Source organism: Thiohalophilus sp. (assembly GCF_046483665.1).
GTDB lineage: Bacteria > Pseudomonadota > Gammaproteobacteria > UBA6429 > Thiohalophilaceae > Thiohalophilus.
Genome location: NZ_JAWOCR010000040.1, coordinates 56,452 through 79,250, shown reverse-complemented (window position 1 = coordinate 79,250; position 22,799 = coordinate 56,452). Strand labels below are relative to the sequence as shown.

The window sequence follows — 22,799 nt, the reverse complement described above, 5'->3', positions numbered from 1 at the left end:
TCGTTGTCCAGCCCCGTCGCCTTGCCGCAACAGGCTGTTGCATGACACCTCTAACCACGTGAGGCGACTTCCATAAACCGGGGGCTTTTCGCCAGATTGCGCATATCGAAAATGCCCCAGACCTGATTCCCCTGTTTGAACGCACCGCCAAGATAGGTCATCAGATTGGCGGAAAAGCCTGGCAGCTGCTCACTGCGCTCTTCTTCAAAAAAATGACGCATTCCCAGTACTTCTTCCACCAGCAGGCCACTGGTAAAGCCGCCCTGCTGGATCACCAGAACCCGCGACTCGCGGGCCAGTTTGATCGGCGCCTCTTCCAAAAAGGCTTTGAGATCCATCACCGGGACCAGACTGCCACGGACATTGGCAATCCCCTTGACCCAGGAAAGCGCACTGGGCACCCGGGTCAACGGTGGATATTTGAGGATCTCGAGTACCTCATCGGTGGGCGAAACCAGATACTGCTCACCAATACGAAAACCAATCCCCGACCAGGTCCGGCGCACCTCGGCCTTTTGCGGCAACCCCAGCGCTTTTTGCTGGCTGCGCGTTTCGATCTCCTGCAGCAGCGCAAACGGCTCCTGGCTCTGAACCGCCGCCATCGTACTCAACCGCCCAGAACGGCGTTAATCTTGTTATTGAGTTCCGTCTCGTCCACCGGCTTGGTGATGTAATCCCGGGCGCCCTGACGCATCCCCCAGACACGATCGGTTTCCTGATCCTTGGTGGTCACGATGATGATCGGAATATGCTGGGTTTCAGGATCCTTGCTCAATGCGCGGGTCGCCTGAAAACCATTCATTCCCGGCATTACCACATCCATCAGCACCAGATCGGGGCGGGACTCTTTGGTTCGGGAGATACCCGCTTCGGCATTGTCCACCGCATCGACCTGATGGCCGTTTTTTTCCAGAACTCCCTTGAGCACGTGGGTCTCGGTCGGGGAATCATCGACAATCAGTATCCGCGCCATCTAACATAACCTCCTGAAAAACTTGACTTTATCTTGCTCGTTATCCCGTTATCACCCGCTTATTCCAGTACCAGCGACTTGATCGCCCCGAGCAATTCTTCCTTGGTAAAAGGCTTGGTCAGGTATTGTTCCGAGCCGACAATACGCCCGCGCGCCCGATCGAACAGGCCATCCTTGCTGGACAGCATAACCACCGGTGTCTCCCGGAAAACCTTGTTGTTCTTGATCAGGGCCGTGGTCTGATAACCATCGAGTCGAGGCATCATAATATCGACAAATATAATGTCCGGATGGGTATCCGCGATCTTGGACAGGGCTTCAAAGCCGTCCTCGGCGGTGATGACTTCACACCCGACTTTCTTTAACAGTGTCTCGGCGGTTCGACGGATGGTCTTGCTATCATCGATGACCAGGACCTTGAGACCTTCATAACTATCTGTCATTGCTTGCTCTGCCAACACCTGTACCCACCTGCGTTGAATGGCTGGACCAAATTGAAAATTATTCTCATTCTCATAAACCGAGTATAGCCCAGTGTTTCAGTTATTTAACACAGATTTGAGAAACAATCCATAAGTCCGTATATTTTCTCAATAATTTTGTCTGCGTATAACGGTTATCCGGCTCACCGATTCAGGACAATGGTGTCCCACGGGACATGCTCCAGCATATAACGGCAGGTTCTTTCGATACTTTATTTTGTTATTGGTGAATCAGGGACGGTGGGGCCTGCGCCCAGCGCCAACTTGGGGTAGTATTTCACTATATTCAGGTAGTGAAAAGCCAGCGAGAAAATCCATGAGTGTTGAGCATCTGCATGCCGTTCCCCATCTAACTACGGCCCTGTCGGGTCCGCTGTACGACATAGAGTCCCATCTGTTGACCCACCAGGCACACATCGAAGCCTGGTTTCGCAGTGAGTGGCTCAAGACCCCGGCACCGTTTTACGCCTCGGTGGATCTGCGCAACGCCGGTTTCAAGCTGGCGCCGGTCGATACCAATCTGTTTCCCGCCGGCTTCAACAATCTCAATGACGCGTTCATGCCGCTGTGTATTCAGGCAGCCCAGGCAGCCGTGGAACGGGTCTGTCCTGATGCGGCCAAGATCCTGCTGATTCCCGAAAGCCACAGCCGCAATACCTATTATATGGAAAGTGTCGCGACGCTGATGGATATCCTGCGCAAGGGCGGGTTCGAAGTTCGCGTCGCCAGCCTCATGGCGGATCTGGAACTGCCACAAACCATCGAGTTGCCTTCCGGACGCCGGGTTCTGCTGGAAAAACCCGAGCGCGACGACGCCCGGCTGAAAATCGGGGATTTCGACCCGTGTGTCGCCCTGCTCAATAATGATCTCTCTGGCGGCCGACCGGTTCTGCTCGAAGGGCTGGAACAAAAAGTGATCCCGCCGCTCAATCTGGGCTGGGCTGATCGCCTCAAGTCCGAACACTTTGCCCACTATCGCTCGGTCGCCCGCGAATTTGCCACGATGGCCGAGATCGATCCCTGGCTGATCGACCCGCTGTTTCGCAACTGTGGCGAGATCAACTTCATGAAACGCGAAGGCGAGGAATGTCTGCACAAGAATGTCACACGGCTGCTGGCCGACATTCAGGACAAATACGATGAATACAACATCGACAAACCGCCCTACGTCATTATCAAGGCCGACGCCGGTACCTACGGCATGGGCATCATGGCCGTCCAATCGGCCGAAGAGGCGCTGGAGCTCAATCGCAAACAGCGCACTAAAATGTCCAAGAGCAAGGGCGGACAGGCGGTGACCCAGGTGATTATGCAGGAAGGGGTCTATACCTTTGAGACCTGGGGCGATCAACAGGCGGTCGCCGAACCGGTGGTCTATATGCTGGATCACTTTGTGGTCGGCGGCTTCTATCGGGTACACAAGGAACGGGGCGCCAACGAGAACCTCAACGCCCCCGGCATGCATTTCGAACCGCTCGCCTTCGCCGAAACCTGTAATGCCCCGGACGAAAACAAAGCACCGGACGCCGATCCCAATCGCTTCTATGCCTACGGGGTGATCGCCCGCCTGGCCCTGCTGGCCGCCGCCCGCGAATACGCCGAGCATCCCTGATACCATGACCGTCAAGCTCGGTGTTGTGATGGACCCCATTGAGGCCATCAACTACAAAAAAGACTCCACGCTGGCCATGTTGCTGGCCGCCAGCCAACGAGGCTGGCAGCTGCACTATATGGAGCAGCCCGATCTCTATCTCGACGGCAAACGTCCCGGCGCCCGCAGCCGGCCTCTGACCGTTAAGGCCGACTCCGATAACTGGTACGCACTGGGCCGCGAACAGGCACTGGCGCTGGATGAGCTGGATGTCATCCTGATGCGCAAGGATCCGCCGTTCGATCTCGATTTTCTGTATGCCACCCACCTGCTCGAACTGGCAGAGACCCGGGGGACCCTGGTGGTCAACAAACCGCAAAGCCTGCGCGACGCCAATGAAAAACTCTTCACCGCCTGGTTTGCCGACTGCATGCCGCCGACCCTGGTCAGCAGTCAACCGGCGCAACTGCGCGAGTTTTTGAACAAGCACGGGGATATTATTGTCAAACCGCTCGACAGTATGGGCGGCAGTTCGGTGTATCGTCTGCAACAGGAGGGGCTCAATACCGGCGTCATTCTGGAGACCATGACCCGCCACGGCCATCGTTTGATCATGGCGCAGCGCTTTATTCCCGAGATCAGCGAGGGGGACAAGCGCATCCTGCTGATCGACGGCGAGCCGATCCCCTATGCCCTGGCGCGTATCCCGGCCAAAGGCGAGACCCGCGCCAACCTGGCGGTGGGCGGACGCGGCATGGGTGTACCTCTTAATGACAACGATTACCGTATCTGCGCACAGGTGGCACCGGTATTGCGCGAAAAGGGATTGATCTTCGTCGGGCTGGATGTAATCGGCGATTATCTGACTGAAATCAACGTCACCTCTCCAACCTGTATTCGCGAACTGGATGAGCAATACCAGCTGAATATTGCCGATCAGTTAATGCAAAACATCGAACAACATTTAAACCGATAGTCATGCGAATGCCACGTCGTACCGTCTTATTAATCCCGCTTTTCTTTTTCATTCTGCTGGGCGGATGCCAGAGCGAACCGCAGGAACACAAAACCACCATGATGGTGTTCGGCACCCTGGTGACCATTACCCTGTGGGATGTCGAGGAAGAAAAAGCCAATCAGGCCATCAGTGCTGTGTCCGAGGATCTGAGCTTTATGCACGAAGCCTGGCATCCCTGGCGCCCCGGCCCTATGGGAAGGATGAACCAGTTGCTGGGGGTGACCGGCGAATTCACCGGCAATATCTCGGTCATGCCGTTACTCGAAAAATCCCGCAAGCTGGCTAAACAGAGTGATGGCCTGTTCAACCCGGCGTTGGGCAAGCTGATCGGACTCTGGGGCTTTCACCAGGACGATCTGTTCGCCAACTTTCCACCCGCTCAGGAAGATATCGACGAATTGCTGGCGCAGAATCCGCAGCTGAGCGATATCCAGGTGGATAATGTGCGCATCAGCAACGACAATCCCGCCGTACGCCTGGATATGGGCGCGATCGCCAAGGGCGAGGCTGTGCAACGTTCCATCGAGTATCTGCAGTCAGTGGGAATTGCAAATGCCATGGTCAACGCCGGCGGCGATCTCATGGCCATCGGTCGCCACGGCGATCGCCCCTGGCGCATCGGTGTGCGTCATCCGCGCAAAAAGTGCGATGATGAAAACCAGGCCGAATGCGTCATCGCCCGGCTGGATGTGCGTCACAACGAGGCCGTGTTCACCTCGGGCGACTACGAACGCTATTTTGAATATGGCGGCAAGCGTTACCACCATATTCTCGATCCGCGTACCGGCTACCCGGCCGATCAGACCACCTCCGTGACCGTGATTCATCACGATGGCGCCACGGCCGATGCCGCCTCTACCGCGCTGTTCATCGCCGGGCCGGAAAAGTGGCCCCAAATTGCCCGCAACATGAGCATCGAACAGGTAATGTTGATCGACAAACAGGGTGTGGTGCATCTCACACCGGCCATGGCCGAACGGATCGAACTGTCCGATCCGCAAGCCGATGTCGTCATCCAGAAATTACCATGACTGTCGCCGACAGGCTGCTGCTGGGGATAGTCCTGCTTATTGTTGCCGGCAGCTTCTACTTCGCCTGGCAACCTTCCACGGCTGGCACCCATATGGAAATCTATCAGGGCAACATACTGTATAAACAATACGATCTGCACCAGCACGTGAGCGTGCAGGTCTCCGGCGAACTCGGCGACAGTGTGATCGAAATCGACCACGGCCGCGCGCGCTTCCGGTCTTCTCCCTGCAATAGCCAGTTCTGCGTGCATGCTGGCTGGCAGCAACAATCCGGCGACGTCATCGCCTGCCTGCCCAACGGCATCCACATCCAGATCCACGGTGGCGAAAGCCGCTTCGACGCGCTGACCTTTTGACATACAGAATCTTCAACGCAGAGACCCGAAAAGCAATTTTGAATGCTGAATTTTAAGTTTTGAATTTTCTGCCAGGAATGCGGGAACATCAAGCAAATTTATCAAGCCTATTGCACGGTTAGCTGTTAATTCAAAATCCAGCATTAAAAATTCAAAATTGTCTTTGCATCTTTGCACCGCCACGAGAGTTATCATAGCTTTGCTCTCTACGATATGATCTCCTGTCATCCATCTTGCAAAACTTGCGGCCAACGGATTGAAACTCCAGCTTGAAACCACTGTCGAAGATCAACGCATCGCCTGGCTGGCGGCGGCGGCGGTATCGATCCATATTCTGGAGGCGCTGCTACCCAGTCTGATGCCCGGACTCAAGCCGGGCTTTGCCAATATTATTACCATCTGCGTGCTATGCCTGTATGGCTGGTCGACGGCCGCCTGGGTCAGCCTGCTGCGGGTACTGGTGGGAAGTCTGTTGCTGGGGACATTTTTATCACCCACCTTCATGCTGTCATTGTCTGGCGCCCTGGCCAGCCTGCTAATCCTCTGGCCCATGACCCGCCTGCCTGGCCGCGGTTTTGGCCCCCTCGGTTATAGCGTTGCGGCGGCCCTGGCGCACATCACCGGACAATTTGTGCTGGCCTGGGTATGGTTTATCCCTCACGCGGGAATCTGGAAACTGTTTCCGGTTTTGTTGAGCTTTGCCGTGTTGCTGGGACTGGTCAACGGTATAATCACGCACAAAGTGGTAAAACATCTGCATGGCTGACGTAAATCTCGACAAATCCTTATCGGCAGGCGCCGCCGACCGGCTTGGCATGACGCTGTTTATAGCGCTGGCGGTGCACGCCATCGTGATTCTCGGTGTCGGCTTCAATCTCAGCGATCTCGCCAGCAACGACGCCATTACCACCATGGAAATCACCCTGGTGCATAATGAATCCGAGGACGAGCCGGAGGATGCCGAATACCTGGCCCAGGCCAGCCAGGAAGGCGGCGGCAATGTGCAGGAGAAAGTCCGCGACAGCAGCCCGATTTCCAATCCCCTCCCCACCGAGGAATCCGGCCTGGCCCCCGACAGCCGCCAGGCGCTGGCGCCCCCGCCGCGCGAGCAACAGGACACCCCCCAGGAAGTCATGAGCGCCAATCGCGCGCCGGAAAAGATCGCCAGCGAACGTCAGCCGCAAAAGGAGCCGCCGATCCCCGAGGAGGTCACCGCCGCCCAGCTCTATGAGCGTAGCCAGCAAATCGCCCGGCTCAGCGCCGAGATCGACGAAATGAAAAAGGCCTATCAAATCACCCCGCGCGAGACCTACGTGCGCGGTGCCAAGGCCCGCGAACACCGCTTTGCCGCCTATCTCGATGCCTGGCGCGCCAAGGTCGAGCGCATTGGTAATCTCAACTACCCTGAAGAGGCGGTACGCAATAATGTCACCGGTGATCTGTTACTGGATGTGGCGATCAACCCGGACGGTTCACTCAAGTCGGTACGGGTACTGCGCTCCTCCGGCCACAGGGTGCTGGATGAAGCGGCGCAAAATATCGTTCGGCTGGCGGCACCGTTCCCGCCATTGACCGAGAAAATTCTGGAAGATACCGACATATTGCATATTCCCCGTATCTGGCAGTTTAAAAGCGGATCAAATCTGGGGCTAAGGCGCCAGCCATGACTTGCCTGTGCAACAACACTGACTGATACTTAACTTATGAGTTACATCGCCCAACTGAGTAACCACTTTCTCATCGCCATGCCGACCCTGGCGGATCCCAACTTTGAACACACGGTCACCTATCTGTGCGAGCACAACCCGCAGGGCGCGCTGGGCATTATCATCAACCGGCCCACCGACCTGACCCTCACCGATCTGGCCGAGCAGCTCGACATCGAAGTGACCGAACCGGAACTGGCCGACACGCCGATCTATCAGGGCGGCCCGGTCCAGCTGGAGCGCGGCTTTGTGCTGCACACACCGCTGGGCGAATGGGACAGCACCCTGGAGGTCACCCCCGAGGTGGGGCTGACCATGTCCCAGGACATCATCGACGCTATCGCCGGCGGTGTGGGGCCCGAACAGTTTCTCATCGCCCTGGGCTATGCCGGCTGGGATGAAGGGCAGCTGGAAGAGGAGCTGGCGAGCAACAGCTGGCTGAATGGCCCGGCCGACAGCCGCATCATTTTCGATTACCCGGTGGAAAAACGCTGGAACGCCGCCGCGGCGGGACTCGGTGTGGACATCGCCACCCTGTCAACGGACGTGGGCCACGCGTGAGCCAGCCCCTGGACCGACCCCGAACCGTGCTGGGGTTTGATTACGGTCTGCGGCGTATTGGCGTGGCCATCGGCCAGGAAGTAACCCGCAGTGTCGCCTCGCTCATCACCCTCAGTCGCAAGACCGACAAACCCGACTGGGACGCGATTACCCGATTAATTACCGAATGGCAGCCCGATTTGCTGGTTGTCGGCCTGCCCCTCACCCTGGAAGGGGAAGAGCAGGAAATGACCCGTCGTGCAAGACGCTTTGGTAATCAGCTCAAAGGGCGTTACAATCTGCCCGTCGAGATGGTCGACGAGCGCCTGACCTCTTACGAGGCGGAACAACTGCTCGAAGCTCGCTCGCACAACGGAGGCGGCCGCAATGATCCCGAAAATATCGATCAGGTGGCCGCGCAACTGATACTGCAAAGCTGGTTCGACCAGCAACTGACCCCGGAACAACATGAGCGAACGCCGTGACGTCCAGACCCTGCTGAGCCAGATGGCCAGCGATCTGCAATCCCTGCTCAACTCACGGCATATCACCGATCCTGCCATTATCGGCATCCATACCGGTGGCGCCTGGATCGCCGAGCAGATTCATCAGCAACTCAAACCCGAGCAGCCGCTGGGCACGCTCAACATCACCTTCTACCGCGACGATTTCACCCGCATCGGTCTGCATCCGCAGGTAGAACCGTCCAATCTGCCGTTTTCGGTCGATGACCGGCACATCATCCTGATCGACGACGTGCTGCACACCGGGCGCACTATCCGCGCCGCGATGAACGAAATCTTCGACTATGGTCGGCCGGCCTCGATCATTCTGGCCTGTCTGGTGGAACGCAGCGGCCGTGAACTGCCCATCTGCGCCGACGTGGCCGGTGAACGACCGGGTCTTGAGACGCATCAGCACGTCAAACTGACCGGGCCGGATCCTCTGGAGCTGTTAATACAGGAGAGCAAATGAAGCGGCAGGAAATTCAATGCGACAGTCAGGGCCAGCTGCGCCATTTTCTGACCATTGAAGGGCACAAGCGCGACACCCTCACCCAGATCCTCGATACCGCCGAAAACTTCGTGACCGTCGGCAACCAGCCGGTCAAAAAAGTCCCGTTGTTGCGCGGCAAGACCATCGTCAACCTGTTCTTCGAATCCAGTACCCGTACCCGCACCACCTTCGAACTGGCCGCCAAGCGCCTCTCGGCCGACGTACTCAACATCAACATCAGCACTTCGTCCACCAGCAAGGGCGAAAGCCTGCTCGACATGCTGCGCAACCTCGAATCAATGCACTGCGACATGTTCGTGGTGCGCCACGAACAGAGCGGCGCGGCGCATTTCATCGCCCAGCACGTGGCACCGCATATCAGTATTATCAACGCCGGCGACGGGCGCCATGCGCACCCGACCCAGGCGATGCTGGATGTGTTTACCATTCGCAAGCACAAGCCCGATTTCACCGCCCTGCGAGTCGCTATCGTCGGCGATCTGATGCATTCACGGGTGGCGCGCTCGCAAATCCATGCGCTGAATGTTCTGGGCGTGCCCGAAATCCGCGCCATCGGCCCGCGCACCCTCATCCCGCCCTACCTGGAGCAGATGGGCGTGCACGTCTATCACGATTTGCGTGAAGGCATCAAAGACGTGGACGTGGTAATTATGCTGCGCCTCCAGCGGGAACGCATGGACGGTGCGCTGCTGCCCAGTGAACTGGAATACTTTAAGACCTACGGCCTGACCCAGGAAAAACTGGCGCTGGCCAAACCCGACGCCATTGTCATGCATCCCGGTCCCATCAATCGCGGCGTGGAGATCGAATCCAGCGTCGCCGATGGACCGCAATCCGTTATTCTGGAACAGGTCAGCAACGGTATCGCGGTGCGCATGGCCATCATGTCGGTGGTACTGGGACGCAAACCGTCCGCCGAGGAGGGGGAAGCCTGATGCGCATTCATATCAAAGGCGGCCGCCTCATCGACCCGGCCAACGGCATCGATGGCCGACACGATCTCTACCTGGCCGATGGCCAGGTGGTGGCCATCGACCAGAGTCCCGACGGCTTCGGTACCGATCAGGTCATTGATGCCACGGACCAGATCGTCATTCCCGGGCTGGTAGATCTCAACACCCGCCTGCGCGAACCGGGCCAGGAACACAAGGCCACCATCGCCAGCGAGACCCGCGCGGCGGCCGCCGGCGGCATCACCACCTTGTGCGTGCAGCCGGACACCGATCCCATCATCGACAACCCGGCTGTGGCCGAGCTGATCCATCACCGCGCCCGCCAGGCCGGCTTTGCCCGGGTAGTGACTCTGGGCGCCCTGACCGTGCAGTTGCAGGGCGAACACCTGAGCGAAATGGAAGAGCTGATTCGCGAAGGCGGCTGCATCGCCGTGAGCAACGCTCTGAACCCGGTGAACAATACCCTGGTCTATCGTCGCGCACTCGAATATGCCGCCAATTACAATCTCACTGTCTTTATCTACGCCAACGACCCGTGGTTGAGCAACAATGGCTGCGCCCATGAAGGTGCCATCAGCACCCGCCTGGGCCTGCCCGGTGTCCCCGAATCGGCCGAGACGGTCGCTGTGGCCCGGGATCTGATGCTGATCGAGCAGACCGGGGTACGCGCTCACTTCATGCATTTAAGCTGTGCCCAGTCGATCCAGAAGATCGCCCGTGCCCGACACGACGACCTGCCGGTCTCCATTGATGTGGCGGCCCATCAGCTCTATCTCACCGAGATGGACATTGGCGATTTCAACAGCGCCTGCCATGTCATTCCGCCGTTGCGTACCCAGCGGGATAGAGACGGCCTGCGCGCCGGACTGGGCAGTGGCATCATTAACGCTATCAGCTCGGCCCATCAGCCGCACGACGCCGACGCCAAGCTGGCGCCGTTTTGCGAAACCGAACCGGGTATCTCGGCACTGGAGACCCTGTTGCCGCTGACTCTGCGTCTGGCCGACGAAAAGCTCATGACCCTGTCTGATACCATCGCCCGCATCACCAGTGAGCCGGCCGCGATCCTGGGTATCGACGGCGGGCGGCTCGGGATCGGTGATCGTGCCGATATCTGCATCTTCGATCCACAGGAGCGCTGGACCGTGGACTACAATACACTCGCCAGCTGCGGTAAAAACACCCCGTTTCTCGGCTGGGAAATGCAGGGCCGGGTCAGTCATACCCTGCTGGGGGGTCAACCCGTTTATCAGGTGAACCAGTGAACGCCTCCAACGCCCATCGCGATACCATTTTTGTCGAACAGGCCGAGATTCTAGCGCACGACGCCCATGCCGGCGATCAATACACCCTGCGCCTGCAGGCGCCGCAGATCGCCGCCCGCGCCCTGCCCGGCAGCTTCGTGCACCTGACCGTTAACGCCCAGCGTCCCATGCGCCGGCCTATTTCGATCATGCGGGTCGATGCGCAAAAGGGCTACGTGGATCTGCTCTACAAGGTGTTCGGCGAAGGCACCGCGCTTTTGGCGCAAAACAAGATCGGCGATACCCTGAACCTGATGGGCCCTATCGGCAAACCGTTCGGGTTTCATGCCCATAAAAAGCGCCCCTTGCTGATTGGCGGCGGGGTCGGCATGCCGCCGATGATCTTCTGCGCCGATGTCCTGCGCCACGACGATGATTATCAGCCGTTCATGATCCTGGGCTCCGAAGTGCCGTTTCCGTTTCAGAGCCAGCCGTCCGAATTCATCGTCCCCGGCATGCCCGAGGGGGTGATTGCGAGCATGCCACTGATCGAACAATGGAACATCCCCTCGCGCCTGACCAGCACGCAGGGTTATCCCGGCTGCCATGGCGGTTACGTCACCGATCTCGCCCGCCACTGGCTCGATGCTCTGTCAGAGAAAGAACGCCGTGAAGTGGAAATCTTCAGCTGCGGTCCGCATCCCATGCTGGAAGCCGTTGCCAGTCTTGCCAGGGAATACGACCTGCCCTGCCAGGTCTCGCTGGAAGAGTTCATGGCCTGCGCGGTCGGCGGCTGTGCCGGCTGCGTGGTGCAGGTCAACACCGATACTGGCCCGGCGATGAAGCGCGTCTGTGTCGACGGCCCGGTATTCGACGCCTACACCGTCTTTTAAAACCGTAAGCCCTGTCTCAGGCCTCTCTTTTCCAGGTCACTGGAAATAAACGCAGAGATCGCAAAGGCGCAAAGAACGCAAAGTAAAAACTATTTCGTCATTTCGGCCTGCCCTGACCTGGTCACCACCGCAGGCCCGATATAGCATCTTGCGGACATAATTTCCGTACTATCGAGCTTGTTCAAAATAGAGTCAAATCAAAGACGTGCAAAGAAAAATCATTTTTGCCCTGGCACAATAGCAAACGCCAAATGGCTACGAATTGCTTTAACAGCGGGAAGAAAAAGCGGATTTCACAATAACCCGGGGTTGAGTTGCCAGACCGCGTAATTCAGCGCCACAGCAAAGCTGACCCACAGCAGATAAGGCATGAGCAAAAGCCCGGCCAGGCGCTGGATGCGCCAGAAGACGATCACCGTGGCAAGGATCAGACCCCATAGCAGAATCACATCGGCAAATGCCCAGCCACCCAGATGCCAGCCGAAAAACAGCCAGCTCCACAGCACGTTAAACACCAGCTGGACGAGATACAGCGACAGCGCGGGGCGCACGCCGGCAAAGCCATTAACCCGCCACACCCGCCAGGCGGCGACAGCCATCAGGACAAACAGGGTCGTCCACACCGGCGAGAACACCGACCCGGGCGGCGCCCAGGACGGACGTTCGAGTTGTTGATAGAACAAACCGGCCTCAACCGAGGCCCAGGCGCCCAGCCCGGCGGCGATAAAAGTCACAAACAACCAGATAATCAAACCGGCAAACTGGCGACGCAGAGACAACGTGGACATGATTCAGACTTTTTTGAACAGCAACACAATATAGAGAAGAACGATTGCCCCGACCGTCGCGGTAATAATTTCACCGATTAGTCCGGTTGCCGTCAGGCCGATGACCCGGAACATGACACCACCGAGCACCGCACCAACAATTCCGATAACAATGTTCCCCAGCACGCCAAAGCCCCGCCCCGTGATGACCTTGCCGGCGATCCAGCCCGCGAGTGCGCCGATCAGTAAAAAAACAATCAATCCTGTTATGTCCATCTTTTTCTCCCGTTCATAATCGATATTTGACGTTTGACGTTTGACCGGCCGGTCTATAACACAAGCAGAGCAAATCATTATTGTATATTACCGCCCGGCCTTACTGACTCTCAATACAACTTTAACCTTGATCAATATTTTTGGGGACCTTATCGTATAAGCACTTTATTAATGCCCGATTATGGCAGTGCGTGGCTGGATGATTTTCCGGGGCACTGTACCCTTATATTCTGATTATTTATTGTATTTATCAAGCAGGAGTCGAAAATATGAAAAAGTGGATTTTAGCTGTTGGTCTGTCTGCAGCACTGGCAGTAACCGGGTGTACGACTTTTGATCCCTATACTGGCGAAGAGAAGACAAGCAATACCGCCAAGGGCGCAGGCATAGGCGCGGGCTCAGCACTGGTTCTCTCTTATCTTGCCAACAAGGACAAATCAAGCAGCGAGCGCAAAAAACGCATGCTACGCGATGCGGGTATTGGCGCCATTGTGGGTGGCGGGGTTGGCTATTACATGGACGCCCAGGAGGCCAAGTTACGCAAGCAATTGCGCGGTACCGGAGTCAGTGTCCAGCGTGACGGTGACAATATCAACCTTATTATGCCAGGTAACATCACCTTCCCGACAGACGGCAGCGATCTGCGAGCTGATTTTTATTCAGTGCTTGATTCGGTAGCATTGGTACTCGAAGAATACGAGAAGACGATCATCGTCGTCGCCGGTTATACCGACTCGCGAGGTTCAGAGTCCTATAATCAGACCCTGTCCGAAAAACGCGCCCGTTCTGTGGCAGCCTACCTGAAATCACGCAACATAAACCCGGCCCGCTTTGAAGTCGTTGGCTTTGGGGAACGTCATCCTATCGCCGATAATTCAACAGCAGAAGGTCGCAGCCTGAACCGTCGCGTCGAGCTTTCGCTGATTCCTTTCACCGAGTAACTCCTACCTAAAAGGTATCAGGGTCAATCAAAGGGCAAGAATACTTGAAATCAGCATGGTCTTCAGACTACAAGTATTCAGCCCCTTTTACCCGCCTTATCAATCCCACGCCACGGAACCCTGACAGGCAAAAGGCAAAACCGGATCCCAAGCTCATTGGGTATGCTGAATTTTAATACCCCTCACCATCCATACAAAGGTCGCTCAGTAATCCAACCTGATCGTCAGATCTATGTTTTTCCCATCGTATTGAAAGCTGGCGGCAGAAAACGCAGGTGCGCCGAATTCGTCAATCGTTGTATTTGAAAAGCCATAGCCTTCCGTAGGGAAACCAAACCAATTGGTGTCGAGCTCACCGTCCATGTTTTCATCATGAATGACAGCGATCGCATAAGTTCCAGGCGAGATATCCGAAAAGTCACATTGCGCTTTTTTCGCCTGAATTTTCTTTATTATAATTGCCCTGGCCGAACCCAAAAATTTATCGGGGAAACCGTCTGGTGATTTGAAGATTCCACAAGCTATATTACCAGTACTGTTTTTTATGTTCGGAATTTCCACGTGAATAGCCGGGCTTGGTGATCTGGCCAAGCCGATGGTGGGAAGACTCGTAAATATCAATATTGCACACAATGACATATACCGAACTCTCATGAAGTCCGGCGTGACCGGAAAACAGACTGTGGATCTTAATAGGGACTTACGCTGGGCCGACTTAGTCATAATCTTCTCCATAGCTCTGGCCTCCCTGGCATAGTTGAATCAACTGTTAGATACTTAACGGATGAACTAAAGAGCGCCGGTTTCTCGCGTAAATTGGATCGGTAAAAAACGAGAATCATTTGTATTAGCAATTGTCACCGGCCCCATTCTTGGAAACAAGCTTCCCCTCGTCCGACCCCTCTGATTCGGTAAACACATCCTCAAAAAGCTGTTTTATCTCATCTTTATTCGATTGGTTATATGAAGATGATTTTCATTCGCTTCGCCGGGCAAAAGAATGTGTAATTAATATCTAAATAATGAGGAAAATATCGTTATTTTTAATCAAGCAAGCAGTATTGAGCCAGGATTCAGTAATCTATACGGCTGGTTCAGCGTAATATCGTTTTCAGCTGTTCCTTTCCTGCCAGGTTTCCATGAACGTCAAAAGCAAAAACACAGCCTCTGATAACGAGTTAACTTCGTGTTTATTTTTTGATGGCCAGATAAATGCCCACCACAAAACTGGCCACGCCACCGATATAAAACATCATCACCCTGTCACGTTCTGCCCCGGTCAGCGCCTCGGTAATTTGTGAACCGACCGACTGGGATAACTGATAACCCCAGATCGCCAACCCGATACCAACCACGATCAGCGCCAGCCCCAGAATCTTACCTGTCGAAGTATAACCCTTTGCCATAATCATCTCCTGATAAATATCTTAGCAATTATCTGTTACATAGTTTCGTCACTGCCGCGGCAGGTTCCCCAGAGCAACTCCAGCGTATTTTATCATTTTCAACCACGGGGATTAAGATCATTCTGATCGAGTATAATTCACCGCCAATCACCATTTCGCCATGCTCGTTAACCTCGAGCGAGCCGATCAGATCCGGGCATTTATTGTTGAACTTTACATCGACCTCGTCCTGCCTGATAACCTGCCGTGCCACCTGTTCACGAAAATCCCGGGTGCATTTGAGCATCGAAGCCGAGGCAATCCTGGAAAGTGTTTCATCATCTGACTTCGGCAGCATGAACAATAGCACACCGAATAACAGCATCACACCAACAATCCATCGGCTAATCATTCACCGACACCCGACTCATAGCCAGAGAACACTTACCATTAATTTCGTCTCTGCCCCCAGAATGCAGTGCCAACTTTGCATATCCAGCGCTTTTTGGGTGTGCATCATCATTGCCAATAATCTAGTTCCTGTACAGAGCATCGTTAACAAGCGGCGCGAAGAGCCTGATATAGGGGACACCCGGGACCTCGGCCTGCCGAGAAAAAGATTACTCCAGGGCCTCGATTCTCTGGTTTTTCTCATTGTCATAGAAGGATGGCGGGCCCATCATTAACAGCCTGCACTTACTGTCGCCATGAAGGAACTCGTAAACATTCTTGCACGGTTTATCGAAAGGAACACGCAGTTTGCCGTTTTCAATCACGGTATCATTTACACCGCAGGAAAGCACACTCCGACCATCGCAAGCCTCAGGCAGGCGGATAAAACATTCGACCTCCCAGCGCTGCATAATATCCTTGCTGATATTCCGACGTACTCCAGGAGTATAGCAGATGATCGGCGCGCCTCGACTGTGTGCGGCAGCACAAGCACGTCCGGCCCAACCGAGCGACTCCTCGTCTCCAGTGCCGTTAACAAAGGAATATCCAAGAAAACAAAGACTGGTATCGCGAATCATCGTTAACTCATGGCCTTGCAATATCTCGTACTCATAACGACAGACTTATTTCGCAGCACAGTGCTTTCCGTTCCTGAGCGCGCATACTTTTACCGGTACAGCCTTTTTAAAAATCATTGACTATCAAATATTTCCGGCTCTTTTCTATTGTCCCGGATTACAACAGTTCCCGCCAGCTTGTCATGCCAGCCCTGCTTGCGCCGATCGAGCCCTATCCAGAGCAAACCCAGAAACAAGGGAATGGTTGAAACATAATAGCTCAGATAGCGACCGATAAACTGCCCGGTCGACGGTTTCCCGCCGGTAGCGGCATCTACAATCGTCAACTTCAGCGCCATCTTTCCCGGTGTCGCAGACTTGCAGACCCAGAAAACAATTACCGCTATCGCAGGGAAAACATAATTCAATAATACATCCCAGCCCCCGTGCACCAGCTTCTCGCTCATCCAGTAGCCAGGTCCATACACTGCATTGATAACTGGCACAATAATAATCATAACCAGCAGCGAATCAATGAGCGCTGCCCCAACTCGTATCCAGAATCCTGCATATTCAGTCTCATCCATACTTCACCCTTACTATTAACTGTGTCAATGAGTCCGCCTCTGTCTTTCTCTTTATGATATCCAGCAGAAAAAAGATATGCCCTTATGCCAATCTTTCCTAATAAGCGGGCTTTTTTCAATAATTCTGATGCTTTGAGCCTCCAGGAGCACATTGAAGTGGTTGAAGGTGCATGGGAAGCACTCTATCGCTATAGGATCTTATTTCCGGTAGACGCCGCCGAGCATCGCAATGGAAGGAGAAAAAGCTCGAAGGGTGCGACACGGGAGCACGCACCCGCCAGCCTACACAGGGATGACTGACGTCCATGGATTGACTAATGTAGAGAGAAGCGCAGGGGAACCAGTATAGCAATCGATAAATTGCTATATCGGCGGTGTCTTGCGGGCGCGTTTTTTTTGATTCGTTTCTTTGTCGCGTGACAAAGACAAATTCGTCGAGAACGAATTTGTGCAGCCGTAGGCTGCACGAAGTGCGAAGGCCAGGGATGGTCTTCGTCAGATGAACCCGAGGCGCGCTGGCGGGTCAGCGCTTTCAAGATTCAGCTCGCCCGCAGGGCGTTCCTCTTATAGAGACTGGATTCCGGCTCAAGGCCGGAATGACGAATTATAGAGACTCGATTCCGGCTCAAGGCCGGAATGACGAAGTGCGCAGGCGCGAGAGCCCGCTTTCAAGATCGAGGGAGCCCGAAGGGGCGAACATTTAGATAAACAGGTGGGTATGGCTAGAGTCGCTGATTCAATCCCCTTCCACAATACCCCGCTTTTAAAATTGCAGGATACCCGGAGGACGGTCATTTAGATAAAAGGGTGGCTACAGCGAGAGTCACCGACGAGTCACTCGGCATCCACGCCTCCCGCGACATTAGTTATATCCCTGTACGTCAATCGCCTCTCACAAAATCACTTCTCCGCGTCCTTTGCACCCAAACAACGGGCATAAACGTCTTTGCTACTCTGCGTTTATTTCCAGATGGATTAAAAAATGATTCTCAGGTTTCCTGAATAGTGATCCCTTCCAGTGCCCCTGTCATAGCCTCCATGTCCTCGCCCTTGGTTTCGCCGAGCTTGATCATCAGGCGCAGTTCATTCGCGGAGTCGGCGTGGTTAATGGCATCTTCGTAGGTGATACTGCCTTCCTTGTATAGATGATAGAGGGCCTGATCGAAGGTCTGCATACCTGCCTGGCCGGATTTGGTCATCAACTCCTTCATCTTGGAGATTTCACCCTTGCGGATGTGATCGGCCATCAATGGAGTGTTGATCAGGACCTCGGCGCACAGCACGCGGCCGTTACCATCCGGGGTCGGGATCAACTGCTGGGCGATCATCGCCTTGAGATTGAGAGACAGGTCGAGATAGAGCTGATTGAATCGATCTTCCGGGAAGAAGTTGACGATACGATCCATGGCCTGGTTGGCGTTATTGGCATGCAGGGTAGCCAGACACAGATGGCCGGTTTCGGCGAAGGCCATGGCGTGTTCCATGGTTTCACGCGAACGGATTTCGCCGATCAGTATCACATCCGGCGCCTGACGCAGGGTATTCTTCAGAGCGACTTCAAAACTTTCGGTATCCAGACCTACCTCGCGCTGGGTGACAATGCACCCCTGGTGGTGATGGATAAACTCGATCGGGTCCTCGATAGTGATGATATGACCGGTACTGTTCTTGTTGCGATAGCCGACCATGGCCGCCAGTGAGCTGGATTTACCGGAGCCGGTTCCGCCGACAAAGATCACCAGGCCGCGCTTGGTCATGGCGATGTCGCGCAGAATCGGCGGCAGTTTCAGTTCCTCGAAGCCCGGTATGTTGACCTCGATTTTACGCAACACCATGCCTGCGTGATTGCGCTGGCGAAAAGAGCTGACACGAAAGCGGCCGATGCCGGAAGCAGAGATAGCGAAATTACACTCATTATGCTCTCTGAATTCCTTTTTCTGTGCCTCACTCATGATCCCCATGACCAGTTCCTCGGCCTGTCCGGGAGTCAGGGTCGCCTGGGTCACGGGCATGATCTTGCCGTTGACTTTCATGCTCGGGGCCACGCCTGCGGTAATGAACAGGTCAGAGGCGTTTTTATGCACCATCAGTTTCAGTAACGATTCAAAATCCATGACGCTGACCTCGTGTCAGTCTTCCGGTTGTGCCGGAACACCAGTTTAATCGAATGTATCCTTGTTGGCGGCCTTGACGCGCGCCTCCTGCTTGCTGACCACACCACGCTGGACCAGATCCTGCAGGTTCTGATCGAGTGTCTGCATACCATACTGCTGGCCGGTCTGGATAGCAGAGTACATCTGTGCCACCTTGTCCTCGCGAATCAGGTTACGTATCGCGGAGGTGCCAACCATGATCTCGTGGGCCGCCACCCGGCCACCGCCGATTTTCTTGAGCAGGGTCTGGGCGATAACTGCTCGCAGCGACTCGGAGAGCATGGAGCGGACCATACCCTTTTCCGCCGCCGGGAATACGTCGATAATACGGTCGATGGTCTTGGCCGCTGAACTTGTATGCAGCGTGCCGAATACCAGATGGCCGGTTTCCGCAGCGGTCAGGGCCAGGCGAATGGTTTCCAGATCGCGCAGCTCGCCCACCAGGATGATGTCCGGATCCTCACGCAACGCGGAGCGCAGCGCTTCGCTGAAGCCGAGGGTATCACGATGGACCTCGCGCTGGTTGACCAGGCATTTTTTGGATTCGTGCACGAATTCGATCGGATCTTCGATGGTCAGAATATGACCATAGTCGTTCTCGTTTTTGTAATCGACCATCCCCGCCAGCGTCGTGGATTTACCGGAACCGGTCGGGCCGGTCACCAGTACGATGCCGCGCGCGTTGTCGGAGACATCCTTGAACACCGGGGGGCAGTTGAGCTCCTCCAGGGTCATAATCTTGGAAGGGATGGTCCGGAACACCGCCGCCGCACCACGATTGTGATTGAACGCGTTGACACGAAACCGGGCCAGCCCCTGGATTTCAAAGGAAAAGTCCGTCTCCAGAAACTCCTCGAAATCCTTGCGCTGCTTGTCGTTCATAATGTCGTACACCAGGGAGTGCACGGTCTTGTGTTCCATAGCCGGGATATTGATACGCCGCACGTCCCCGTCGACGCGAATCATGGGCGGCAGTCCGGCGGACAGGTGAAGATCCGAGGCGCCGTTTTTCACGCCAAAGGCCAGCAGTTCGGTTATGTCCATCAGGCAGTCACTCTTTAATCAAATCGTTGTTATGATACAGCTCAATATCGATAGCAGACATTCAGTTTATCGGTAGTCCGTCCGAATTCTTGATCCAGAATTCAGGACAGGCAACTAACCTACCGTCGCACCGCCCGCGAGGCAAGATGAACAGCATAGCGCAACGGCTCGAACAGGTTCGGGCACGAATCACACAAGCCGAACAGCGTGCCCAACGTCCCCCCGGCTCGACTCGATTGCTGGCGGTGAGCAAAACCCGACCGATCGAGGATCTGCGTGCGGCCCTGGCCGCCGGGCAAACCTGTTTTGGCGAGAATTACCTGCAGGATGCCCTGCCCAAGATCGCCGAACTGGCCGACGAACTCATCGAATGGCACTACATCGGCCCCCTCCAGTCCAACAAAACCCGCGAGATCGCCGGGCATTTTGCCTGGGTGCATAGTGTCGATCGGCTCAAGATCGCCCGACGTCTGAGCGAGCAGCGCCCGCCCTATCTGCCGCCGCTCAATCTCTGCCTGCAGATCAACACTTCCGGCGAGGCGAGCAAATCCGGCATCGTCCCCGAAGAGGCCCTCAAGCTGGCCCGTGCCATCGCCGACCTGCCTCACCTGCAACTGCGCGGGCTGATGACGATCCCCGCGCCAGGCAGCGGTTTCGAACAGCAACGTCAGCCCTTCCGGCAACTGCGCGAACTGTTCGCGCAGCTCAATGCTGAAGGGCTTGCGCTGGATACCCTGTCCATGGGTATGTCAGGCGATCTCGAAGCGGCCATCGCCGAGGGCAGCACCCTGGTGCGCATTGGCACGGCCATATTTGGCGCTCGCGCCAAATAAGGGGCCAGGGGCTAGTTACTAGGACCTAGCTCCTAGCCCCTAGCACCTGGAGCTCTTAATGACCGCACGGCACAACGCGCAGTAGCAAAACCGGTATCAGCAAAACCTTGAGCAAACGGGCCCATGCGGTTAACGTATGATGCCATGAAAAACGCAATGATCGGTTTTATCGGCGGCGGCAATATGACCCGCAGCCTTATCGGTGGACTCTGCCAGAGTAGTCTGCCGCCCTCCAGTTTACACGTCTCCGAACCGGATGAGGCGCGTCGTCAGGCGCTGCGTGACGATTACAGCATCACGGTGCATGATGACAATCAGGCGGTGGTCGATGCCTGCGAGGTGATCGTGCTGGCGGTCAAGCCGCAGTCTCTCAAAAGTGTTATCCGCGATCTGCAGCCCGGCACGGACCCCAACAAACTCTATCTGACCATCGCTGCGGGAATTCGCACTGACTCCCTGCAGCAGTGGCTGGGAGGCGAGCAGGCGATCGTGCGCGCCATGCCCAACACTCCCGCGCTGGTTCAGTCCGGGGCCACCGGACTGTTTGCCAACGCGCAGGTCAGCGACGAGCAAAAAGGGCTGGCCGAGTCGATTATGCGCGCCGTCGGGCTGACGCTCTGGGTCGAAGAGGAGGCGCAGATGGATGCGGTAACTGCCGTCTCCGGCAGTGGCCCGGCCTATTTTTTCCTGGTCATGGAAGCCATGGAACAGGCCGGCGTCAAACTCGGCCTGCCCGAGGAGACAGCCCGGCTGCTGACCCTGCAGACTGCCTTCGGAACCGCCAAACTGGCGCTGGAGATCGAGGAAGAGCCGGCGCAGCTGCGGCGCAATGTCACCTCGCCCGGCGGCACCACCGAACAGGCAATTCTGGCCCTGCAGGATCGCCAGCTGGAAGCTATCTTTGAACAGGCCTTGCAGGCCGCCCGCGACCGGGCCCGCGAGCTGGCTGACGAACTGGGACAGTAATCATGAACTACGTCAGTAACGCCGGAGTTTTCCTGATCCAGACGATTTTCGGGCTGTATGCTGTCGTAGTGATGCTGCGCCTGCTGCTGCAATGGGTACGGGCCGATTTTCACAATCCCATCTCCCAGTTTCTGGTCAAGGCCACCTCCGCTCCGCTGCGCCCTCTGCGCCGCTTCATCCCCGGCTATGCCGGTATCGACTTCGCCGCCGTGGTCTTGCTGCTGATTGTCAAACTGGTGGAAATCGGATTGATCAGCCTGTTTCCCGAATTCCCGCCGCTGGATATCACCGGCGTCATCGCGCTGGCCGTGGTCGAGCTGCTCAAGCTGCTGCTCAATGTCTTTATCTTCGGCATCATTATCATGGCGGTGCTCAGCTGGATCGCCCCGGGCACCTATAACCCGGTGGCCGCTCTGTTACACCAGCTCACCGAGCCCGTACTGCGCCCTTTCCGTCGCCTGCTGCCACCAATGGGCGGGCTGGACCTGACCCCGCTGATCGCCCTGGTGGCCCTGTGGCTGGTGATGCTGTTGATCATCGCCCCCCTGCAAGACGGTATCTGCAGCCTGAGCCTGTTCAACAATACCTATTGCCGTGCCCGGCTTTTATAGCGGCGGTCGCAGGAAACTGCACCTTCACGGCGATCCCTTCAAAATCCGCATTATCGCCACGCGGATGTAAGGTCCCGGCCAATTGCAAGTAGCAGGTGTTTGTGGCCGATCAGTTTGCTATGCCGCCGAACGAAGTCACTCCACAGGGCGGTCATGACCGTCGAATCAGGGCGGACCCCTCCTCCGTCCGCCGCGCTGGCCGATGCCAATCCCTCTCGGCGCAAACCGGACAAAATTCGGCATTTTCCCCGATTTCGCTATAGTTACGGGGAGTTGTTAAACTTATTCCTCGCCAGGCCGTTAAATCCTGACACGAGCTTGCCCGGCGGGGGCGACAAAGTGAGGCACAGGTCACAATTTGTCCATTGTGAGCGCGAAATGTGTCTCGCTATATTGCACAGTAAGTGACTTTTTTCTGACAG

At 55.9% G+C, this 22,799-nt stretch carries 29 protein-coding genes; 16 read left to right on the top strand and 13 right to left on the bottom strand.

Features of this window, described 5'->3' with window-relative positions; genetic code table 11:
- Positions 1-50 precede the first annotated feature (50 nt).
- The 3 genes from R6U90_RS09020 to pilG are packed head-to-tail and all read right to left on the bottom strand — an operon-like array spanning position 51 to position 1,416.
- Complete coding sequence (locus R6U90_RS09020; RefSeq protein WP_410352352.1) at positions 51-602, bottom strand: chemotaxis protein CheW; 552 nt, start codon at positions 600-602, stop codon at positions 51-53.
- A gap of 5 nt (positions 603-607) precedes the next feature.
- Positions 608-973 (bottom strand): PleD family two-component system response regulator, encoded by a 366-nt coding sequence (locus tag R6U90_RS09015; RefSeq protein ID WP_410352351.1) that lies wholly within the window; start codon positions 971-973, stop codon positions 608-610.
- A 59-nt stretch (positions 974-1,032) separates the two neighbouring features.
- On the bottom strand, positions 1,033-1,416 hold the full coding sequence (pilG, locus tag R6U90_RS09010) for a twitching motility response regulator PilG (RefSeq protein ID WP_310693588.1): 384 nt from the start codon (positions 1,414-1,416) through the stop codon (positions 1,033-1,035).
- 355 nt (positions 1,417-1,771) lie between these two features.
- Between pilG and gshA the strand changes: the two genes are divergently transcribed.
- Genes gshA through R6U90_RS08990 form a run of 4 tightly spaced genes read left to right on the top strand, consistent with a single transcriptional unit; the run spans position 1,772 to position 5,451 of the window.
- Positions 1,772-3,067, top strand: a complete 1,296-nt coding sequence (gene gshA / locus R6U90_RS09005; RefSeq protein WP_410352350.1) for a glutamate--cysteine ligase — start codon at positions 1,772-1,774, stop codon at positions 3,065-3,067.
- Positions 3,068-3,071: 4 nt separating this feature from the next.
- A complete protein-coding gene (gene gshB, locus R6U90_RS09000) occupies positions 3,072-4,022 on the top strand; it encodes a glutathione synthase (protein ID WP_410352349.1) in 951 nt (316 codons plus the stop codon).
- Positions 4,023-4,030: 8 nt separating this feature from the next.
- Positions 4,031-5,095 carry an FAD:protein FMN transferase gene (locus tag R6U90_RS08995; protein ID WP_410352348.1) on the top strand — a complete coding sequence of 355 codons (1,065 nt, stop codon included), beginning with the start codon at positions 4,031-4,033 and terminating at the stop codon, positions 5,093-5,095.
- Complete coding sequence (locus tag R6U90_RS08990) at positions 5,092-5,451, top strand: NusG domain II-containing protein (RefSeq protein ID WP_410352347.1); 360 nt, start codon at positions 5,092-5,094, stop codon at positions 5,449-5,451. The genes R6U90_RS08995 and R6U90_RS08990 overlap by 4 nt, the downstream gene beginning before the upstream one ends.
- A 12-nt stretch (positions 5,452-5,463) precedes the next feature.
- Here the strand turns inward: R6U90_RS08990 and R6U90_RS08985 are convergent, their stop codons facing one another.
- Entirely contained in the window at positions 5,464-5,703 is a 240-nt protein-coding gene (locus R6U90_RS08985) for a hypothetical protein (protein ID WP_410352346.1), read from the bottom strand.
- Positions 5,704-5,707: 4 nt separating this feature from the next.
- Here R6U90_RS08985 and R6U90_RS08980 point away from each other — a divergent pair, with 4 nt between their 5' ends.
- Genes R6U90_RS08980 through R6U90_RS08945 form a run of 8 tightly spaced genes read left to right on the top strand, consistent with a single transcriptional unit; the run spans position 5,708 to position 11,804 of the window.
- Positions 5,708-6,217: a Gx transporter family protein gene (locus tag R6U90_RS08980; protein ID WP_410352345.1), complete on the top strand. Its 510-nt coding sequence runs from the start codon at positions 5,708-5,710 to the stop codon at positions 6,215-6,217.
- Complete coding sequence (locus R6U90_RS08975; RefSeq protein ID WP_410352344.1) at positions 6,210-7,118, top strand: energy transducer TonB; 909 nt, start codon at positions 6,210-6,212, stop codon at positions 7,116-7,118. Before R6U90_RS08980 ends, R6U90_RS08975 begins: the two co-directional genes overlap by 8 nt.
- A 36-nt stretch (positions 7,119-7,154) precedes the next feature.
- Entirely contained in the window at positions 7,155-7,718 is a 564-nt protein-coding gene (locus R6U90_RS08970) for a YqgE/AlgH family protein (RefSeq protein WP_410352343.1), read from the top strand.
- Positions 7,715-8,182 (top strand): Holliday junction resolvase RuvX, encoded by a 468-nt coding sequence (gene ruvX, locus R6U90_RS08965; RefSeq protein ID WP_410352342.1) that lies wholly within the window; start codon positions 7,715-7,717, stop codon positions 8,180-8,182. The genes R6U90_RS08970 and ruvX overlap by 4 nt, the downstream gene beginning before the upstream one ends.
- Positions 8,166-8,672 carry a bifunctional pyr operon transcriptional regulator/uracil phosphoribosyltransferase PyrR gene (pyrR, locus tag R6U90_RS08960; RefSeq protein ID WP_410352341.1) on the top strand — a complete coding sequence of 169 codons (507 nt, stop codon included), beginning with the start codon at positions 8,166-8,168 and terminating at the stop codon, positions 8,670-8,672. The genes ruvX and pyrR overlap by 17 nt, the downstream gene beginning before the upstream one ends.
- On the top strand, positions 8,669-9,649 hold the full coding sequence (locus R6U90_RS08955; protein WP_410352340.1) for an aspartate carbamoyltransferase catalytic subunit: 981 nt from the start codon (positions 8,669-8,671) through the stop codon (positions 9,647-9,649). Before pyrR ends, R6U90_RS08955 begins: the two co-directional genes overlap by 4 nt.
- The gene (locus R6U90_RS08950) at positions 9,649-10,932 is read left to right on the top strand and encodes a dihydroorotase (protein WP_410352339.1); all 1,284 of its coding nucleotides are present in this window, start codon (positions 9,649-9,651) and stop codon (positions 10,930-10,932) included. The genes R6U90_RS08955 and R6U90_RS08950 overlap by 1 nt, the downstream gene beginning before the upstream one ends.
- Positions 10,929-11,804, top strand: a complete 876-nt coding sequence (locus R6U90_RS08945; RefSeq protein ID WP_410352338.1) for a dihydroorotate dehydrogenase electron transfer subunit — start codon at positions 10,929-10,931, stop codon at positions 11,802-11,804. Before R6U90_RS08950 ends, R6U90_RS08945 begins: the two co-directional genes overlap by 4 nt.
- A 293-nt stretch (positions 11,805-12,097) precedes the next feature.
- Here R6U90_RS08945 and R6U90_RS08940 read toward each other — a convergent pair whose 3' ends face one another.
- Both R6U90_RS08940 and R6U90_RS08935 read right to left on the bottom strand, forming a co-directional pair.
- A complete protein-coding gene (locus R6U90_RS08940; protein ID WP_410352337.1) occupies positions 12,098-12,592 on the bottom strand; it encodes a TspO/MBR family protein in 495 nt (164 codons plus the stop codon).
- Between the two features lie 3 nt (positions 12,593-12,595).
- Positions 12,596-12,847, bottom strand: coding sequence for a GlsB/YeaQ/YmgE family stress response membrane protein (locus R6U90_RS08935; protein ID WP_410352336.1), 252 nt, complete (start codon positions 12,845-12,847; stop codon positions 12,596-12,598).
- Between the two features lie 269 nt (positions 12,848-13,116).
- Between R6U90_RS08935 and R6U90_RS08930 the strand changes: the two genes are divergently transcribed.
- The gene (locus tag R6U90_RS08930) at positions 13,117-13,788 is read left to right on the top strand and encodes an OmpA family protein (protein WP_410352335.1); all 672 of its coding nucleotides are present in this window, start codon (positions 13,117-13,119) and stop codon (positions 13,786-13,788) included.
- Positions 13,789-13,992: 204 nt separating this feature from the next.
- On the opposite strand, the gene R6U90_RS08925 is transcribed toward R6U90_RS08930, so the two are convergent.
- From R6U90_RS08925 to R6U90_RS08895, 7 genes are all read right to left on the bottom strand, one after another.
- Entirely contained in the window at positions 13,993-14,523 is a 531-nt protein-coding gene (locus R6U90_RS08925) for a DUF2141 domain-containing protein (RefSeq protein ID WP_410352334.1), read from the bottom strand.
- Between the two features lie 455 nt (positions 14,524-14,978).
- Complete coding sequence (locus R6U90_RS08920; protein ID WP_410352333.1) at positions 14,979-15,194, bottom strand: DUF3185 family protein; 216 nt, start codon at positions 15,192-15,194, stop codon at positions 14,979-14,981.
- A 28-nt stretch (positions 15,195-15,222) separates the two neighbouring features.
- Positions 15,223-15,585 carry a hypothetical protein gene (locus R6U90_RS08915; RefSeq protein WP_410352332.1) on the bottom strand — a complete coding sequence of 121 codons (363 nt, stop codon included), beginning with the start codon at positions 15,583-15,585 and terminating at the stop codon, positions 15,223-15,225.
- Between the two features lie 208 nt (positions 15,586-15,793).
- On the bottom strand, positions 15,794-16,204 hold the full coding sequence (locus tag R6U90_RS08910; protein ID WP_410352331.1) for a hypothetical protein: 411 nt from the start codon (positions 16,202-16,204) through the stop codon (positions 15,794-15,796).
- Positions 16,205-16,317: 113 nt separating this feature from the next.
- Complete coding sequence (locus tag R6U90_RS08905; RefSeq protein ID WP_410352330.1) at positions 16,318-16,770, bottom strand: RDD family protein; 453 nt, start codon at positions 16,768-16,770, stop codon at positions 16,318-16,320.
- Between the two features lie 989 nt (positions 16,771-17,759).
- Positions 17,760-18,884 carry a PilT/PilU family type 4a pilus ATPase gene (locus tag R6U90_RS08900; RefSeq protein WP_410352329.1) on the bottom strand — a complete coding sequence of 375 codons (1,125 nt, stop codon included), beginning with the start codon at positions 18,882-18,884 and terminating at the stop codon, positions 17,760-17,762.
- Positions 18,885-18,929: 45 nt separating this feature from the next.
- Positions 18,930-19,967: a type IV pilus twitching motility protein PilT gene (locus R6U90_RS08895; RefSeq protein ID WP_410352328.1), complete on the bottom strand. Its 1,038-nt coding sequence runs from the start codon at positions 19,965-19,967 to the stop codon at positions 18,930-18,932.
- A 146-nt stretch (positions 19,968-20,113) separates the two neighbouring features.
- Between R6U90_RS08895 and R6U90_RS08890 the strand changes: the two genes are divergently transcribed.
- The 3 genes from R6U90_RS08890 to R6U90_RS08880 all read left to right on the top strand — a co-directional run bounded on the left by R6U90_RS08890 (position 20,114) and on the right by R6U90_RS08880 (position 22,377).
- Positions 20,114-20,800 carry a YggS family pyridoxal phosphate-dependent enzyme gene (locus tag R6U90_RS08890; RefSeq protein ID WP_410352327.1) on the top strand — a complete coding sequence of 229 codons (687 nt, stop codon included), beginning with the start codon at positions 20,114-20,116 and terminating at the stop codon, positions 20,798-20,800.
- A 123-nt stretch (positions 20,801-20,923) separates the two neighbouring features.
- Positions 20,924-21,766: a pyrroline-5-carboxylate reductase gene (proC, locus tag R6U90_RS08885; protein ID WP_410352326.1), complete on the top strand. Its 843-nt coding sequence runs from the start codon at positions 20,924-20,926 to the stop codon at positions 21,764-21,766.
- Positions 21,767-21,768: 2 nt separating this feature from the next.
- A complete protein-coding gene (locus R6U90_RS08880; RefSeq protein ID WP_410352325.1) occupies positions 21,769-22,377 on the top strand; it encodes a YggT family protein in 609 nt (202 codons plus the stop codon).
- Positions 22,378-22,799: the final 422 nt, after the last annotated feature.

Bases quoted from the DNA above. Each gene is read 5' to 3' on its own strand.
- gshB (WP_410352349.1), top strand. From the start codon at position 3,072: ATGACCGTCAAGCTCGGTGTTGTGATGGACCCCATTGAGGCCATCAAC.
- R6U90_RS08990 (WP_410352347.1), top strand. From the start codon at position 5,092: ATGACTGTCGCCGACAGGCTGCTGCTGGGGATAGTCCTGCTTATTGTT.
- R6U90_RS08940 (WP_410352337.1), bottom strand. From the start codon at position 12,592: ATGTCCACGTTGTCTCTGCGTCGCCAGTTTGCCGGTTTGATTATCTGG.
- R6U90_RS08925 (WP_410352334.1), bottom strand. From the start codon at position 14,523: ATGGAGAAGATTATGACTAAGTCGGCCCAGCGTAAGTCCCTATTAAGA.
- R6U90_RS08975 (WP_410352344.1), top strand. From the start codon at position 6,210: ATGGCTGACGTAAATCTCGACAAATCCTTATCGGCAGGCGCCGCCGAC.
- R6U90_RS08970 (WP_410352343.1), top strand. From the start codon at position 7,155: ATGAGTTACATCGCCCAACTGAGTAACCACTTTCTCATCGCCATGCCG.
- R6U90_RS09020 (WP_410352352.1), bottom strand. From the start codon at position 602: ATGGCGGCGGTTCAGAGCCAGGAGCCGTTTGCGCTGCTGCAGGAGATC.
- R6U90_RS08955 (WP_410352340.1), top strand. From the start codon at position 8,669: ATGAAGCGGCAGGAAATTCAATGCGACAGTCAGGGCCAGCTGCGCCAT.
- pilG (WP_310693588.1), bottom strand. From the start codon at position 1,416: ATGACAGATAGTTATGAAGGTCTCAAGGTCCTGGTCATCGATGATAGC.
- R6U90_RS08880 (WP_410352325.1), top strand. From the start codon at position 21,769: ATGAACTACGTCAGTAACGCCGGAGTTTTCCTGATCCAGACGATTTTC.
- R6U90_RS08915 (WP_410352332.1), bottom strand. From the start codon at position 15,585: ATGATTAGCCGATGGATTGTTGGTGTGATGCTGTTATTCGGTGTGCTA.
- pyrR (WP_410352341.1), top strand. From the start codon at position 8,166: ATGAGCGAACGCCGTGACGTCCAGACCCTGCTGAGCCAGATGGCCAGC.
- proC (WP_410352326.1), top strand. From the start codon at position 20,924: ATGCGGTTAACGTATGATGCCATGAAAAACGCAATGATCGGTTTTATC.
- R6U90_RS08890 (WP_410352327.1), top strand. From the start codon at position 20,114: ATGAACAGCATAGCGCAACGGCTCGAACAGGTTCGGGCACGAATCACA.
- R6U90_RS08935 (WP_410352336.1), bottom strand. From the start codon at position 12,847: ATGGACATAACAGGATTGATTGTTTTTTTACTGATCGGCGCACTCGCG.
- R6U90_RS08910 (WP_410352331.1), bottom strand. From the start codon at position 16,204: ATGATTCGCGATACCAGTCTTTGTTTTCTTGGATATTCCTTTGTTAAC.
- gshA (WP_410352350.1), top strand. From the start codon at position 1,772: ATGAGTGTTGAGCATCTGCATGCCGTTCCCCATCTAACTACGGCCCTG.
- R6U90_RS08930 (WP_410352335.1), top strand. From the start codon at position 13,117: ATGAAAAAGTGGATTTTAGCTGTTGGTCTGTCTGCAGCACTGGCAGTA.
- R6U90_RS08920 (WP_410352333.1), bottom strand. From the start codon at position 15,194: ATGGCAAAGGGTTATACTTCGACAGGTAAGATTCTGGGGCTGGCGCTG.
- R6U90_RS08905 (WP_410352330.1), bottom strand. From the start codon at position 16,770: ATGGATGAGACTGAATATGCAGGATTCTGGATACGAGTTGGGGCAGCG.
- R6U90_RS09015 (WP_410352351.1), bottom strand. From the start codon at position 973: ATGGCGCGGATACTGATTGTCGATGATTCCCCGACCGAGACCCACGTG.
- R6U90_RS08900 (WP_410352329.1), bottom strand. From the start codon at position 18,884: ATGGATTTTGAATCGTTACTGAAACTGATGGTGCATAAAAACGCCTCT.
- R6U90_RS08995 (WP_410352348.1), top strand. From the start codon at position 4,031: ATGCCACGTCGTACCGTCTTATTAATCCCGCTTTTCTTTTTCATTCTG.
- R6U90_RS08950 (WP_410352339.1), top strand. From the start codon at position 9,649: ATGCGCATTCATATCAAAGGCGGCCGCCTCATCGACCCGGCCAACGGC.
- R6U90_RS08895 (WP_410352328.1), bottom strand. From the start codon at position 19,967: ATGGACATAACCGAACTGCTGGCCTTTGGCGTGAAAAACGGCGCCTCG.